Below are 14,513 nucleotides of genomic sequence, written 5' to 3'. Positions count from 1 at the left end.
CTGGTCCGACCACGACGGATTCGGACAAAAATCGGGGGGACGGAGCGGCGGGCGGAGAACTCGGGGTCTGCCCGACCAAAGCGGTAGAATCGACCGTCCCCCGACCGCAACGCTAACTTGCCGGTTCGCCGATACTCTGGACGATGCTACAGGGAGGACCGGCGCTGAGTATCGACGTACTCGTCGTGTTCGGGGTGGTGGCCGGTGCGGTCGCCCTGTTCGTCACCGAGAAGATTCCGACCGACACGACCGCACTGGCGGTGCTGGTCTCGCTGGTGGTCCTCCGAGAGTTCACCCACGTCTCGGCCGACGAGGCCATCTCGGGCTTTGCGAGTCCGGCGACGGTGACCATCGTGGCGATGTACATCCTGAGCGCCGGGGTCGAGGAGACCGGCGCGGTGAAGCAGTTGGAGGTGCTGGTCGCTCGCCTGACGCAGGGGGACCGCGATAGGCTTCTGACCGCGACGGTGGGCATCACGGGACCGCTGGCGGGCGTCGTCAACAACACGCCGGTCGTCGCGCTCTTTATCCCGATGATAACCGACCTCGCCGACAGGACGCACACCTCGCCGTCGAAACTGCTGATTCCGCTGTCGTACGCCGCGATGCTCGGCGGGACCTTGACGCTGGTCGGGACCGCGACGAATCTGGTGGCGAGTTCCATCGCGGACGACCTCGGAGTGGCGGGCGCGCCCTTCTCGATGTTTCAGTTCACGCCCCTCGGGGTGCTGGTACTGGTCGTCGGGTCGGTCTATCTGCTGACGGTGGGCCAGTGGTTGCTTCCCGCCAGAATCGCGCCCCACGACCTGACCGAGGAGTTCGGACTGAAGGGGCGATTGGCTCGGGTGTACGTCCCGCCGTCGTCGTCGCTGGTGGGCCGGACCGTCGCCGAGGCCCGGACCGACGACGTGAAAATTCTCCAAGTCGTCCGGGGCGACCAGACCCTCGTCGCGTCCCGGACCGACCGGGAAATCGAGGCCGGCGACGTGCTGACGGTCCGGGCGGACGACGAGACGGTCCGAGCGTTCGTAGACGAGTCGGGCCTGCGACGACTCCCCCGCGCCGAGGTCACCGAGGAGGAACTCGCGCTTGGCGAGGGCCGGGGGACGCTCGCCGAAGTCATCGTGCCCGAGGGTTCGGGGCTGGTCGGGCGGGCGGTCGGCGAGACCAAGATGGGCGAGCGATTCGACGCGACCGTGTTGGCGGTCCGACGCGGCGAGAATCTGGTCGTCGAGGACGTGTCCGACGCGGTGCTGAACGAGGGCGACGGCCTGCTGGTCCACGCGACCCGGAACGGGCTAGACCATCTGGAGGAGTCGGGCGACCTCCTCGTAACCGAGCGCGTCGGCGGGGGCCTCGACATCGAACCCGAACCCATCGACGTTCGGCAGGCGCTCCTCGCCATCGGCATCGTGGTCGGCGTCATCACGGTTGCGGCGGCCGATTTGCTCCCCATCGCCATCGCGGCGCTCGGCGGCGTGGTGGCGATGGTCGTCGGCGACGTGGTGCGGCCCGCGGACGCCTACGATGCGGTGAACTGGGAAGTCATCTTCCTGCTGGCCGGCGTGATTCCGCTCGGCATCGCGATGGAGCAGACCGGGGCCGCCGCCCTGCTGGCGTCTTACGTGACGGCTGTCTCGGCCTCCCTGCCCGCAATCGCCACGCTGGCGCTGTTCTACCTGCTGACTGGCCTGCTAGCCAACCTCATCACGCCGGTCGCCAGCGTGGCGCTGGTCCTGCCCATCGCGGTCAGCACCGCGAACGAGGTCGGTGCGAACGCTTTCGCCTTCGTCCTCGCGGTGACGTTCGCGGCCTCGACGGCCTTCATGACGCCGATGGGCTACCAGACCAACCTGATGGTCTACAGCCCCGGCGGGTACCGGTTCACCGACTACGTGAGAGTGGGCGCGCCCCTGCAACTGCTTCTGACGGTCGTGACGACGCTCGGCATCGCGCTCCTCTGGGGCGTGTAAGACGGGAGTCGCTGGTGTGGCGAGCCTCAGAGATATGCAGAATCGTGTCGGTTGACTTTTGACTGCTCACGCCGTTCGCACGAAAAACGGTTTGAACTCGCCGAGACGGTCCGGGCATGCGGCCTTCGCTCGCGGTTTCACCGCTCGCATTCCGAGGCCCTCGGCCTCGCTCGGGCCGTTCCGGGCGTGCGACTCGTCTGCTCAAATCGGCTCGGAATTGCGAATTTCTGGGGACGGTTCACTCGCACCTCGCTACGCTCGTCGCTCGCTCACGTTGTTCCGAGAAAATCAGTCCGCCCTCCCCGATTTGAACGGGGGGCAAGTCGATCTACAGTCGACTGCTCTACCAGTCTGAGCTAAGGGCGGGCACGCAGTTTTACGTAGGAGGCCTGTCGGACTTAAGGGTTATTATTCGATGGGAGCGTGGCACCGTCCAGCGAATCACATCCTCGTCCGACGGGCCGGACCGACGGAGTGTAGACAGACCGCGCGTGCGCGCTCGGCGGCATGAGAAACACAAACCCATATTTAACATAGAAATAGTTGTTGATAAGAAACGTAAACACGTCTTTCGCCGAGGACCCGACCCAACCTCACACCCGTCGCTCGTCGGACGCTCCAGTCGTCGGAGCCATAGTTTGAAATACGAGGAGCATCTTAGCCCAGACGAACAGCGCCATGAGTAAAATCACCTTCCGCGCGGACGACGACCTCGTGGAGCAAATCGAGGCCCTCGACGCCTCCAAGAGCGAGGTCATGCGCGAGGCGCTTCGGGAGTACCTCGACCGCGCCGGCGAGGAGTCCCCCGCGACCGAAGCGCGGGACGGAAGCCTCGACGCCCTCCTCGCGGAACGGGTGGACGAACTCGTGGCCGAGCGACTCGCCGAACGCGAGTCACGACAGCGAGACCGAGCGCAGACGAACCAGCGACCGCAGGACGTGACGGTCAACGTCAATCTCGAAACCGACGCGCCGGTCCGAACGAGCGCCGAGAGCGAAGTCGAGCGCGGACGAGTGTCCGACACCGAGCGGACGGACCGCCGCGGGGCCGAATCGACCGCAGACGCCGGGAAACCGCGGGCAGACGCGCCGGAGGCCATCTCGGAAGACCAGTCGTGCGGTCAGTGCGGCGAGTCGCTGTCCGACGACCACGTGTACTGCCCCAACTGCGGCGAAAAAGCCGCCCGCCGAGTGTTCTGCGAGTGCGGCGACGAAGTGCGGTCCGACTGGGGTTTCTGCCCGAGTTGCGGCCGCAGGACTCCGACAGCAGATGTTCTCGACCGGGCGTAAGACATCGTTTTACACCCGCCGTTAATTATTTAAGCTCTGACTATGTGGATACTCCCGCGTAAGACGGTCGTCTTACACCATCACCCCGAACCGGCTGAAACGCCCGTGTTCCGGGGTGACACGCCGTAAGACAGGACGCGTGGGAAGTCGCGTGCCGTCTTACTACAACAGGGGAAATTACAAACTATGGAGCGTGTGACACTTCGCATTCCGAAACAGCAGATCGAGGAGGTCGAACAGATGGTCGAGACCGGGGAGTTCCCGAACCGGAGCGAAGCGATTCGGGCCGCCGTTCGAGACATGTTGAACGAACACGACGAAGACACGACCGAGCAGACGTCTAGCAAGCGGTCGTGGGCGAAGGTGTAAACATGCAGGATATCGTTCAGGACGCCTTGGAGAACGCCGAGGAGGAGAGCCGTGAGATGGATGCGTCGGTCAACGGAGACGAGTTCGGAGACCCCCGAATCGTCATCGTCGGCTGTGGCGGTGCCGGTAACAACACCGTCAATCGGCTCTACAACATCGGCGTCGAAGGGGCCGACACCGTCGCCATCAACACGGACAAACAGCACCTCAAGATGATTGAGGCCGACACCAAGATTCTGGTCGGCAAAAGCCTGACCAACGGTCTCGGTGCCGGAGGCGACCCGTCGATGGGCGAGCGCGCCACCGAGATGGCTCAGGGGACCATCAAGGAGGTACTCGGCGATGCGGACCTCGTTTTCGTCACCGCAGGCATGGGCGGCGGCACGGGGACCGGTGCGGCACCGGTCGTCTCGAAAATCGCCAAAGAGCAGGGCGCTATCGTCGTCGGCATGGTCTCGACGCCGTTCAACGTCGAGCGCGCGCGGACGGTGAAAGCAGAGGAGGGCCTCGAAAAGCTCCGTAACGAGGCCGACTCCATCATCGTCCTCGACAACAACCGACTGCTCGACTACGTGCCGAACCTGCCCATCGGCAAGGCGTTCTCGGTGATGGATCAGATTATCGCCGAGACGGTCAAGGGCATCTCCGAGACGATTACCCAGCCCTCGCTCATCAACCTCGACTACGCCGACATGACCTCTATCATGAATCAGGGCGGAGTCGCGGTAATGCTGGTCGGCGAGACCCAAGACAAGAACAAGACCGAGGAGGTCGTCCGCGACGCGATGAACCACCCGCTGTTGGACGTGGACTACCGCGGGGCCTCGGGCGGACTGGTCCACATCACGGGCGGTCCGGACCTCACGCTCAAAGAGGCCGAATCCATCGCCAGCAACATCACCGAGCGCCTCGAAGCCAGCGCGAACGTCATCTGGGGCGCACGGATTCAGGACAACTACAAGGGCAAGGTCCGGGTCATGGCCATCATGACCGGCGTCCAGAGCGCGCAGGTCCTCGGTCCCTCGACCCAGAAGCAGGCCGACAAGTCCCGCAAGCAGATGCGCGACGTTGACGCCCAGTCGTTCGACGCCAGCCAGCACCTCGAGGACGCCGCGAACTTCGGCGGGAACGGCGGTTCGTCGGGGACCGGTGGCAGTATGGGTACGGGCGGTACCGGCACCACCGGCGGGACGGGCACCACCGGCGGCACTCACGACGCGATGGGCGGGTCGAGTTCCGACGATTCGTGGGGCACCAAGAGCGACGGCGGACAGGACGAAGTCGAGAAGAACAACGGTCTCGACGTAATCCGCTAACTGCGTTCGGTTTTTTCGGCTCGACGGCGCTCGAACTACCGACTGCGGTCTTTTTCGGGGTAGTTACTCCACGATGTCGAAGGTAGCGACGGACTCCTCAGTCACCACGCTCTTGGGCGACGGGTTCGGATTGCTACCGAACTGGTCGATGCGTTCGACCAGATACAACTCGTTGTTGCGTTGGAACCCGAGGCTCTCGCAGAAAGAGGGGCCGGAAAGCAACCGAGTGCGACCCGAAGAATCAGACCGCGTGAATCGCGTCTAACAGCGAACACTTCCGGCAGAGGTCCCGCGTGGTCGAGGACCCACACCGTTCGCACTCGCCGAGTTCGGCCCGGCCCTCGTCGCGCGCGCCGAACTCCTTGGCGGCCAGTTCCGCGAGTTCTTCGTACCCGGCCATGATGGAGTGGCGCGTGCCGGGGTGGTTCTCCTCGAGTTGGTAGAGGAGTTCCTGTATCTCGCCGCGGTAGGCTTCTTCGGCGTGGGGGCACTCGGTGATGTGGGCGGGCAGGTCCGCGACGTGGGCGTAGAGGGCGACTTCCTTCTCGGGCACGTCCCGGAGGGGTTTGGCCCGCGGCACGAAGTCGTCCTGTTCTTCGCGCGCGCCCGACCCGTCGTCGCGCTCCTCGAACCCGCCGAGACTGGCGTCGAAGTGCTTGGCGATTTGGGCCACGTCGCCCTCCAAGAAGTTCATCAGCGCGGTTTCGGCCTCGTCGTCCAGATTGTGGCCCGTCAGGAGTTTGTCCGCGCCCAGTTTTTCGGCGTAGCGCGACAGCAGGTCACGGCGGAACACCCCGCAGTAGGCGCAGGCGGCCATGTTCTCGGGGTCTTTCTCCACCACGTCGTCCATCTGGACGCCGAACTCGTCTTCGTAGGTCACGAGTTCGTGGCGGATGCCCAACTCGTCGGTCAACTCCTCGCAGGCGTCCACGCTCTCGTCGCGGTAGCCCTCGATGCCCTCGTGAATCGTGAGCGCGACGAGTTCGATGCGCGGGTCCTTCTCGAAGGTTCGGTAGAGGATGTCGGTCAACACCACGCTGTCCTTGCCGCCAGACAGGCCGATGACCCACGTCTGGGGGTTGTCGGGCGTGGCGTCGCTCGGAACTAAATCGTCCTCTCGAATCCGACGCCGGACCCGCTTGTCCACGGAGGCGACGAAGTGGTCCTCGCAGAGGTGCAACCCCGAGTAGGCGGCGTGCATCACCGACTCGCGGTCGCATTTGTCGCAGTCCATCGCCCGATGCTTTCGGTTCCGGGCGTTTGTCGGTTTCGCCTCGCACCGATAAACCGGATTTCGATATAGCAAATCTATTTCCAGTGGGAAACTGGCGGCGCGGATTTTCGCTCACGGAGGAGCCTCCTCGCTTTAGCGGACCCCATAATCGGACATCTCCATGAGTGGAAAAGAATTACGCCCCTGTGTTTGAGAAACGTATTTGTTTCTTTCTCCGAACGGGCCGCCGACGGAACGGCCCCGAGGGCTAAGGAGGCTGAAACCGTAGCCGACGGTATGCCTGTGGGTGGGTACGACCCGGAAGACTTGGACGACAAGCTCTCGGGACTGATGGAAGCGAAGGGACGAGACCCCTCGAACTGGCTGACCGCCGAGGAGATAGCCGCGTGGGAGAACGGCGAGAGTCTGGTGGACCTCCTCGACGAGGACGACATCCACGAGTTGCTCCAGAAGGACGACGACCCCGAGGACGACGAGAGCGCCGCGAGTTAGCCCCGACCTGACGCCTCGACCGACCAGACACCCTCGCGGTGGTCCATCCACGTGACGACGGCAGTGTGGGGGAGCGTCAGCACCGCTAACAGCACGAGATAGAGGCCGAGGAGCGACAGCAGTCCCTCCTCGGGTGGGGCGACAACCGCCAGACCGCCCAGCACCGCCAGCGCGCCGACCGTGTTCGGGAGCGCGTCCCGGCCAAACCCAGCGAGCGCGGGGCCGAGTCGGTCGGGTTCGAGCGCCGACTCGTCTTCCACCACGAGGAGTCTGGCGACGTGGCGGACCGAGTGCCAGAGACAGAAGTAGAGACCGACCGCGAGTATCGGCGGCACGACGAGGAAGTACGCCCAGAGCAGACCGGTTTCGAGCGCGTCGATTCGCCAGCTACGGCTCTCGGTTCCGGTCCGGACCGCACCGACTGCGAGCGCACCCACCGAGAGCGCCGCCAGTCCCCCGCCGAGCGCGAGCCGAGTTTCGGGCCGAAAGGCGGCGGCGAGCGCGGCCGAACCGACGATTCCGGGGTCGAACAGCCGAATCGTGGCCTCTGCGACCGACCGGTAGACGCCCGGAAACCCGACCAGCGGGACCACCATCGGAATCCCGCCCCGGACCGCGAGCGCAGAGAGGCGCTGACCGCGAGTCCGGAGGTGGTCGCCGACCGACAGCAGGACGTAGAGGTCACCCTGCCCCCAGTGGTACCACGTCAGCGCGATGAACGACGCGAATCCGACCGCGGGCGAGACCAGCCAGACCCCGAGGTAGGCCGCGCCGCCGACCAGATACGCCGCACCGACCGCGACCCACGGCCGAGACCCGCCGAGGCGAGCGACCGCGAGGTGGTCGGCCCCGCCGTGGGGTAGCCCGAAGACGACCAGACTGGCCAGAAACGGGAGGTAGCGCACCGCGGGCGGCAGGTCGGAAACGTCGCCGAGGACCGCCAGCGCGCCGACCGCGCCGAGCGCAACCCACGCCGGGACGAGCGCGACGCCGACCAGCGCCGAACCGCGGTCGTCGCTCGAATCGCCGGGCGTCGGACCAGCAGAGCCGCCGCGTTCCCCGGATTCGCGCTCGCCGGTCACTGCCATCTGCGGCGCACCTCCGCGACATCCGGCACGCGGCCCGCGACCGACCCCACCGAGTCAGCGACCGAATCGGGAAGTAGGCCCGAGACGGCGTAGGCGGGGCCTCGCTCGGCGGAGCGGGCAACCACCCAGTCGAACAGCAGGAGGCCCTGCACCACCAGCAGGTTCGTCGCAACGAAGAAGACGGCCTCCTCGATTGGAAGTCCGGCGACGAGAATCCCGGTCGAGGAGTCGGGCGAGATAGTCCAGAGGCCCGACCCGATGGCGTACCAGTCGGCGACCCAGAGGTACGCCGACGGGACCGCGACCCCTGCGAGGACGCGGCGGCGGTACCGGAGGATGACCGGGCCGCCGACCGCCCAGAGGAAGGCAACGACTGGCGCGGCCCACGCGAGTATCATGCCGAAGTAGTAGGTCCGAGGCGACGCGACCACCAGCACGACGCCGAGCGCCGCAATCGCCAGCCACACGCCTGCTCCGGCGGTTCGAGCCGTTCCGGCCCGGACCTCGCCGGGCACGTCCCGGCCGGGAAGTCCGGGGTCGATACCGGACTCGCCCCGAGGAGCAAGCCGGTGATACCACAGTCCGGTCCCAATCGTCTGGAGCGCGAAAAAGAGCCACTCGCCGAGGGGGACCCGCGCGAACCGGACCGCCACGACGTCCTCGCCGTAGGTCCAGACGCCGCGACCGATGAGATAGCTATCCCACGGCGCGGTGTAGCCGACCGCGATGCAAACCAGTGCTGTCACCCCCGCGAGGACTCGCCGAGGGCTGTCGGTCCGCCGGGCGACCGAAATCGCCAGCGCGACGATTGGTACTGCGAGGAAGGCCGACAGGAACTCGACGTAGGTGAGCGGGGGAGTCATCGTGAATTCGAACTCGTTCGCGGCGTTCGCAACCGGGATTCAAAACCGGTTCGGTGGAAAACCGGTTCGTGGTGGTCCGGGGCGTGGGTCGGGGAGTCGGCATCACCGTCGCTCGCCGCCCGGCCTCGCGGGTCGAGACGAGCGAGTCAGTCGTCGGCGGTGACGCCCGCTCCGGTCTCGGTTTCGCGGCGGCGGGGCGCGAGGCTCCCGACGCTACTCAGCAGGGCGTAGCCGAACACGACCTTGGCGGTCACGTCGAGGACCGCGTATCCGACAGTCTCGACCCCCAGTGGGACGACGCTGGCCCCCTCGGTCCCCACCAGCCACAGCAGGGGGTAGACGAACCACAGGACCGCCAGTAGGTTTCGGAGGGTGCCGAGGCTACTGGCACGCTCGTCGCCGTAGGCGCTGGCGAACTTTGGCAGTTTAGTGAAGATGGCGTACAGGATGACGACGAACGCGCCCGTACTCACCGCCCACCAGACGTACCGATTGACGGGTTGGGCCGAACTCGCGGCGAAGAAGCCGGTCACGATCATCATCACGTCCAGACCCAGCAGGGTTCCGATGGTCTCCCGGTCCGCGCCGGCGAACAGCGCGAGGTCCAGCAACAGCAGGGGTGTCGTGATTACCCAGTCGGCGTACCGACCCCAGAATACGAGTTGCTCCTCGCCCCCGACGAGCGAGATTCGGGAGACGCCGAACCCGAGCGCCATGGCGAGGTACATCGTCGCCGCGATGGCCGGGATGAAGATGGAGACCACCGCGTGTTCGCGGCCCTCGTCGGTGTCCATGTTCCGACCCTTGATGTAGAGGATGATGGTCCCCACTCCCATCGCGGCCGCGGTTATCCAAAGCGTCCAGTACGTCAATGCGTCGAATTGGTCAGGTGACACCATACCGAAGCGAGGCTTAGGATTTTCCGAACTTAATACCCTAACACCGTAGAACCCGTATCTGGCGGTGACTGATACTAGAAATCCCGATTTCGCAACGTCGGGACCCCTCTGCCGTCTCGTAAATCCGTAGTTACTTTCACGTTTTCGACACCGGATCGAGGGTCGCCGGTCGAACCGCCGAAATCGGACCCGGCCAGAAGAGATACGACCGGCTTGAATCCGGTGACGGCGCGAATCGGGGACGGAATTGAGTGACTGCAGACCGTAGGAGAGTCGAATGCGCCGCGTGTCTCAGGTGACGGTCCTCCGCGAGTGGCTCCGGGTTGAGCGAAGCCATCCCGAGGTAGCGTGGTTCCCCATCGACTCGCTGTCCGAGCGCGAGGCCCTCGACGAACTCTTAGACCGCAAGCCCGGCGCGGCGGCGTTCGTCTGGCGGGACGCTCCGGTCGAGTGGTACGAGACGACCCTCTCCCGCGAGGAGTTCGCCGACCTCCGGGTAATCGAGGGACCGCGGAATCTGCGGTGGCGCGAACTCTCGCCCGACGGGACGGTTCGTTCCGCGGCCGACCGAATCGCCCGCGAGGACCCGGACGAATTGTCGGCCGAGACCGGCGTGGACGTGCAGACCGTGCTGGATTTCGTGGACGAGATGCCTGCGGGACCGCTGGTGGTCTCGACGCGGGAGGGGTGCGTGCCGCGATTCGTCGCCGACGGGAACCACCGCGCGGTGGCCCACGTCCTCCGGATGCGCTCGGGGGAGTTCACCCCACAGCGCGCCTACCTCGGCGTCGGCCGGAACCCGGTGGCCAAGCCCCTGCTAGAGCGCGTCTGTGGCGCAGTTCGGGGCGTCCTCGGCGGAGATTCGGGCCGAAGGTAAACCATTTCGCAGGGCGACAGTCGGTGGGAAAGTGCAGGCCGCCCAGTCGCGTGACCTGCGACCGGGCAGGGGCTTCAAGAGGCGTTTACCGTCTCGGTTCCTATCGAGCCTGATTCGAGTGTTGCCGAGTCTGATTTGCGGTTTGCGGCCACATCGAAACCGAGTACCGGCCAAAGAACGATAAGCCATCCAACCGTATCGAACTGCGACGGTTCGCCGTCGGAATGGGGAGCATGCCACGGTCACTCTACTTCACGGGGAATGGCGAGGTTGAGGTGCGCGAGCGAGAACTACCGACGCCCGGCGAGGACGAAGTTCTCGTCCGGACCGAGCGGTCGGCGGTCAGTCCCGGCACCGAGATGCTGGTCTACCGGGGCGAGGTCCCGACAGGAATGGCCGCCGACGCGACCATCGACGCGCTGGCGGGCACCTTCGAGTTCCCGCTCCGGTACGGCTACGCCGCGGTCGGTCGGGTCGAGGAGGCCGGTCCCGGAGTAGACACGTCGTGGGAGGGTCGGGAGGTGTTCGGCTTCAACCCCCACGAGAGCCACTTCTGCGCGCCGGTCTCGGACCTGCTGGTCGTGCCCGACGACTGCTCGGCCGAGGAGGCCACCTTCCTCCCGAACGTCGAGACGGCGGTCAACTTCCTGCAAGACGGCGCACCCCGCCTCGGCGAGCGCGTGGCCGTCTTCGGACAGGGTGTGGTCGGCCTGCTCACGACCGCGCTCCTCGGCGAGTGCCCGGTAAGCGACCTCGTAACGGTGGATTACTACTTGTCGCGGCGCGAGCGGTCGCTGGAACTGGGCGCTGACACTGCACTCGACCCGGCGGCCGAGGACCGCGACGCGGGCGACCGAATCCGCGAGCGGTTGGGCGGCGGCGACGGAACACGCAACCCCGACGCCGACCGAGCGGCGGGTGCGGACCTGACCTACGAACTCACGGGGTGCCCCGACGCGCTGGACTCGGCCGTCTCGGCGACGGGGTACGACGGCCGGGTCGTGGTCGGGTCGTGGTACGGCACCAAACCGACCGAGTTGGACCTCGGCGGGCGGTTCCACCGGAGTCGGGTGAGTCTGGAGAGCAGTCAGGTCAGCACCATCGACCCCGAACTTCGAGGCCGGTGGTCGAAGGACCGACGCCTCTCGCTGGCGTGGGAGAAACTCCGGGACATCGGCCCCGAGCGGTTCGTGACCCACGAGTTCGACGTTTCGGAGGCCGGCCGGGCCTACGAGCTACTGGACGAGAACCCCTCGGAGGCGCTGGGCGTGATTTTCGAGTACTGACTCCTCGGAACTCGACTCCCGACTGCTTGACCTCGACAGCGCCAAAACTGTGGCAGGACTGGACCGAATAACGGACAGCAACAGCCCGTACCGCCGACAGCAACGCACCGCGACGGCAACGCTACTGTTGCCGAAGCCGAGGCGTCACCGCACCGCCCCGCGCCGCGACCGCGGGCCGGAGGCCTAAAGAAACCTAAGTAAGTCCGAGACACGTATTCGTAATTGTTAAACAAATACAAAGCCCCTTATGATGGTTGTCACGGCGAAGATGGCCGACGTTCGAGTTTGGGGGTTTGGGGTGGTCTCCTCGTCAGTCGTCGGTATCGGCGACACGGTATCGGTCGCTCGCTATCGCCCGTTCGACCCCGACTTTCATACTCGTCGCCGTCGTGTCTCTCGTGGAATGTACTCCGTCACGGTCGAACGCGCGTTCGTGGCACAGCACTTCCTGACGGTCCCTAACCCCGGTCCCGAGGGGGACCTCCACTCGCATCACTTCACCGCGAAGGTCGGACTCGCGGGCGAGGAGCTAAACGACTACGGCTACCTCGCCGACATCGACGCCCTGAACGAGCGAATCGACGCCACGGTGGCCCGCTACCGGGACGCGACCCTGAACGACCTGCCCGAGTTCGAGGACCTCAACCCGAGCCTCGAACACTTCGCGCGCGTCTTCGGCGAGCGATTCGCCGACAGTCTCGACGCCCCCGAGGTCGAGACCATCACCGTCAAACTCCGGGAGGACGACGTTGCGTGGGCGTCCTACCGGCAGGAAGCGTAGCGGATGCACGTCGGACTCGTCGTCTACGGCGACATCGGGACCACGACCGGCGGGTTCCTCTACGACCGGAAACTCGCCGCCGAACTCCGGAGCGCCGGCCACCGCGTCAGCGTGGTCTCGCTCCCGTGGCGGGACTACCACCGCGCGCTGGCCGAGAACTTCGACCCGCGAGTCCGCCGCCGACGCCGCCGGAAACTCCGGGGCTTCGACCTGCTGGTCGAGGACGAACTCTGCCACCCCTCCCTGCTGTGGTGCAACCCGACCATCGACGCCCCGATTGCCGCCGTCGTCCACCACCTCCGAGCCAGCGAACCTCACTCCGCGTGGCGGAAACCGGTCTACCGCGCCGTAGAGCGTCGGTACCTCCGGACCACCGACGCCGCGCTCTACGCCAGCGAGGCCACCCGCCAAGCCAGCGAGGCCCTCGCCGGCCCCCGACCAGCGACCGTCGCCCGACCCGCGGGCGACCGCTTCAATCCCGAAATCACCCCGGAGGCAATCGCCGCCCGCGCCGACCGTAGCCCCTTCCGCATCGTCTTCGTCGGGTCGCTGGTCCCGCGCAAGGGCCTCCACGTCCTCCTCGACGGCCTCGTGCAGGTCTCCGGAAACTGGCACCTCACAGTAATCGGGAGCGAGGCCGACGCCGATTACGCCGAGAAAGTCCGCCGGCAGGCCCGGAATCTCGACATCGCCAAGTCAGTCCGGTTCGAGGGGCGACTCCCGGACGCCACGCTCGCCGACCGACTCGCCGAGAGCCATCTCCTCGCCGTCCCGTCGTCCTACGAGGGCTACGGCATCGTCTACTTGGAGGGGATGGCTTTCGGCCTGCCCGCGCTGGCCACCGCCGCCGGAGGAGCCTCCGAACTCGTCACCCACGGCGAAGACGGCTTCCTCGTCCCACCCGAAAGCCCCGAAGCGGTCGCCGAAGCGGTCGAAACCCTCCTGAGAGACCGCAATCGCCTCGAAACAGCGGGCCTCGCCGCCAGACGCCGGTTCGAGCGCCACCCCGGTTGGGACGAATCGATGGCAACTGCCCGGCGGTTCCTCGAATCGGTCGCCCGAAAATCCGCCCCCGAGGAGGCCCCGGCGTGAACTTCCAGCGCTACCTCTCGGCCAAGCGGACCGTGGACGACCGCGCACTGAACCAGCGCGTCGAGGCCCGACTCGCCGACGAACTCCGAGAGCGCGCCAGACGCCCCGACTGCGACGACCTGCGCGTCCTCGAAGTCGGCGCGGGCATCGGCGCGACCCTGACCAGATTTCTCTCCCGGCCGTGGCTTCCCGACCGAGTTCGCTACACCGTCCTCGACCTCAGAGAGGAGAACGTCTCGGCCGCCCGCGAGCGCCTGCCCGCGTGGGCCGCCCCGCGCGGGTACGCGGTCCGGCGCGCGGGCGACCGGCACGCGGGTAACCGATTTCTGGTCGGTCGAGGACGACGCCGGGTCGAAGTCGAGTTTCGGACCGGGGACGCCTTCGACTTCCTCGCGGAAACCGGCCGCGAGTTCGACCTCGTGGTGGCTCACGCCTTCGTGGACCTCGTGGACCCCGCCGACGCGCTGGCGGCGTTCCGGGGGGTTCTCGCCCCCGGCGGGGTGATTTACTGCCCGATTACGTTCGACGGCGGGACGATTTTCGAGTCCGGCGGCGGCGGTGCCGACTCGGGGCCGGATTCGGCGTTCGAGGAGCGCGTCGTGTCGGCCTTCCACGACCACATCGACGCCGGGGGCGACAGCAGGGCGGGTCGGCACCTCCTCTCGCTGGCCCCCGAGGAGGGCGCGGTCCTCGCTGTCGGCGGGTCCGATTGGGTGGTCCGGCCCCGCGAGGACGGGTATCCCGCCGACGAGGCCTACTTCCTCGACTGCATCGTGGAGATGGTCGGGGGTGCAGTCGAGGACGAGGGACTCGACTCGGACCGACTCGACCGGTGGACCGACCGGCGGCGCGACCAAATCGAGTCAGCAGAACTAGTCTACTGCACCCATCAGTTGGACCTGTTGGTGCGGTAGATGGACTCGCTGGCGCGGTGAGACACCAGAACGCCGGCG

Annotated in this window: 15 protein-coding genes and 1 tRNA gene; 10 read left to right on the top strand and 6 right to left on the bottom strand. The window is 66.3% G+C overall.

Features of this window, described 5'->3' with window-relative positions:
• Positions 1–143 precede the first annotated feature (143 nt).
• Positions 144–1,973 (top strand): sodium:proton antiporter, encoded by a 1,830-nt coding sequence (locus P2T57_RS15715; protein WP_276300160.1) that lies wholly within the window; start codon positions 144–146, stop codon positions 1,971–1,973.
• 292 nt (positions 1,974–2,265) lie between these two features.
• Here the strand turns inward: P2T57_RS15715 and P2T57_RS15710 are convergent.
• Positions 2,266–2,339, bottom strand: a tRNA-Tyr gene (locus tag P2T57_RS15710).
• A gap of 312 nt (positions 2,340–2,651) precedes the next feature.
• Between P2T57_RS15710 and P2T57_RS15705 the strand changes: the two genes are divergently transcribed.
• The 3 genes from P2T57_RS15705 (at position 2,652) to ftsZ (ending at position 4,948) form a co-directional block, all read left to right on the top strand.
• Positions 2,652–3,263, top strand: a complete 612-nt coding sequence (locus P2T57_RS15705) for a double zinc ribbon domain-containing protein (RefSeq protein ID WP_276300159.1) — start codon at positions 2,652–2,654, stop codon at positions 3,261–3,263.
• 186 nt (positions 3,264–3,449) lie between these two features.
• Positions 3,450–3,632 (top strand): ribbon-helix-helix domain-containing protein, encoded by a 183-nt coding sequence (locus P2T57_RS15700; protein ID WP_276300158.1) that lies wholly within the window; start codon positions 3,450–3,452, stop codon positions 3,630–3,632.
• Between the two features lie 2 nt (positions 3,633–3,634).
• Complete coding sequence (ftsZ, locus tag P2T57_RS15695) at positions 3,635–4,948, top strand: cell division protein FtsZ (protein ID WP_276300157.1); 1,314 nt, start codon at positions 3,635–3,637, stop codon at positions 4,946–4,948.
• 63 nt (positions 4,949–5,011) lie between these two features.
• On the opposite strand, the gene P2T57_RS15690 is transcribed toward ftsZ, so the two are convergent.
• Both P2T57_RS15690 and ncsA read right to left on the bottom strand, forming a co-directional pair.
• A complete protein-coding gene (locus tag P2T57_RS15690; RefSeq protein ID WP_276300156.1) occupies positions 5,012–5,170 on the bottom strand; it encodes a hypothetical protein in 159 nt (52 codons plus the stop codon).
• A gap of 19 nt (positions 5,171–5,189) precedes the next feature.
• A complete protein-coding gene (ncsA, locus tag P2T57_RS15685; RefSeq protein ID WP_276300155.1) occupies positions 5,190–6,182 on the bottom strand; it encodes a tRNA 2-thiolation protein NcsA in 993 nt (330 codons plus the stop codon).
• 276 nt (positions 6,183–6,458) lie between these two features.
• On the opposite strand from ncsA, the gene P2T57_RS15680 reads away from it, so the two are divergent.
• Complete coding sequence (locus P2T57_RS15680; RefSeq protein ID WP_276300154.1) at positions 6,459–6,674, top strand: DUF8027 family protein; 216 nt, start codon at positions 6,459–6,461, stop codon at positions 6,672–6,674.
• Here P2T57_RS15680 and P2T57_RS15675 read toward each other — a convergent pair.
• The 3 genes from P2T57_RS15675 to P2T57_RS15665 all read right to left on the bottom strand — a co-directional run bounded on the left by P2T57_RS15675 (position 6,671) and on the right by P2T57_RS15665 (position 9,524).
• Positions 6,671–7,762: a Brp/Blh family beta-carotene 15,15'-dioxygenase gene (locus P2T57_RS15675; protein ID WP_276300153.1), complete on the bottom strand. Its 1,092-nt coding sequence runs from the start codon at positions 7,760–7,762 to the stop codon at positions 6,671–6,673. The two genes, P2T57_RS15680 and P2T57_RS15675, sit on opposite strands and share 4 nt — an antisense overlap.
• Entirely contained in the window at positions 7,753–8,625 is an 873-nt protein-coding gene (locus tag P2T57_RS15670) for a lycopene cyclase domain-containing protein (protein WP_276300152.1), read from the bottom strand. Before P2T57_RS15670 ends, P2T57_RS15675 begins: the two co-directional genes overlap by 10 nt.
• 146 nt (positions 8,626–8,771) lie before the next feature.
• Positions 8,772–9,524, bottom strand: a complete 753-nt coding sequence (locus tag P2T57_RS15665) for a bacteriorhodopsin (protein ID WP_276300151.1) — start codon at positions 9,522–9,524, stop codon at positions 8,772–8,774.
• 277 nt (positions 9,525–9,801) lie between these two features.
• On the opposite strand from P2T57_RS15665, the gene P2T57_RS15660 reads away from it, so the two are divergent.
• The 5 genes from P2T57_RS15660 (at position 9,802) to P2T57_RS15640 (ending at position 14,474) form a co-directional block, all read left to right on the top strand.
• Positions 9,802–10,401 (top strand): hypothetical protein, encoded by a 600-nt coding sequence (locus tag P2T57_RS15660; RefSeq protein WP_276300150.1) that lies wholly within the window; start codon positions 9,802–9,804, stop codon positions 10,399–10,401.
• A gap of 233 nt (positions 10,402–10,634) precedes the next feature.
• Complete coding sequence (locus tag P2T57_RS15655; RefSeq protein WP_276300149.1) at positions 10,635–11,687, top strand: zinc-dependent alcohol dehydrogenase; 1,053 nt, start codon at positions 10,635–10,637, stop codon at positions 11,685–11,687.
• Positions 11,688–12,090: 403 nt separating this feature from the next.
• Positions 12,091–12,468 (top strand): 6-pyruvoyl trahydropterin synthase family protein, encoded by a 378-nt coding sequence (locus P2T57_RS15650; RefSeq protein ID WP_276300148.1) that lies wholly within the window; start codon positions 12,091–12,093, stop codon positions 12,466–12,468.
• Between the two features lie 3 nt (positions 12,469–12,471).
• A complete protein-coding gene (locus P2T57_RS15645) occupies positions 12,472–13,560 on the top strand; it encodes a glycosyltransferase family 4 protein (protein WP_276300147.1) in 1,089 nt (362 codons plus the stop codon).
• A complete protein-coding gene (locus P2T57_RS15640; RefSeq protein ID WP_276300146.1) occupies positions 13,557–14,474 on the top strand; it encodes a class I SAM-dependent methyltransferase in 918 nt (305 codons plus the stop codon). Before P2T57_RS15645 ends, P2T57_RS15640 begins: the two co-directional genes overlap by 4 nt.
• Positions 14,475–14,513: the final 39 nt, after the last annotated feature.

This window comes from Halorussus lipolyticus, from assembly GCF_029338375.1.
Taxonomy (GTDB): Archaea; Halobacteriota; Halobacteria; order Halobacteriales; family Haladaptataceae; genus Halorussus; species Halorussus lipolyticus.
Note: the sequence above shows the minus strand (reverse complement) of the source record. Positions and strands in the feature narration are given on the sequence as shown.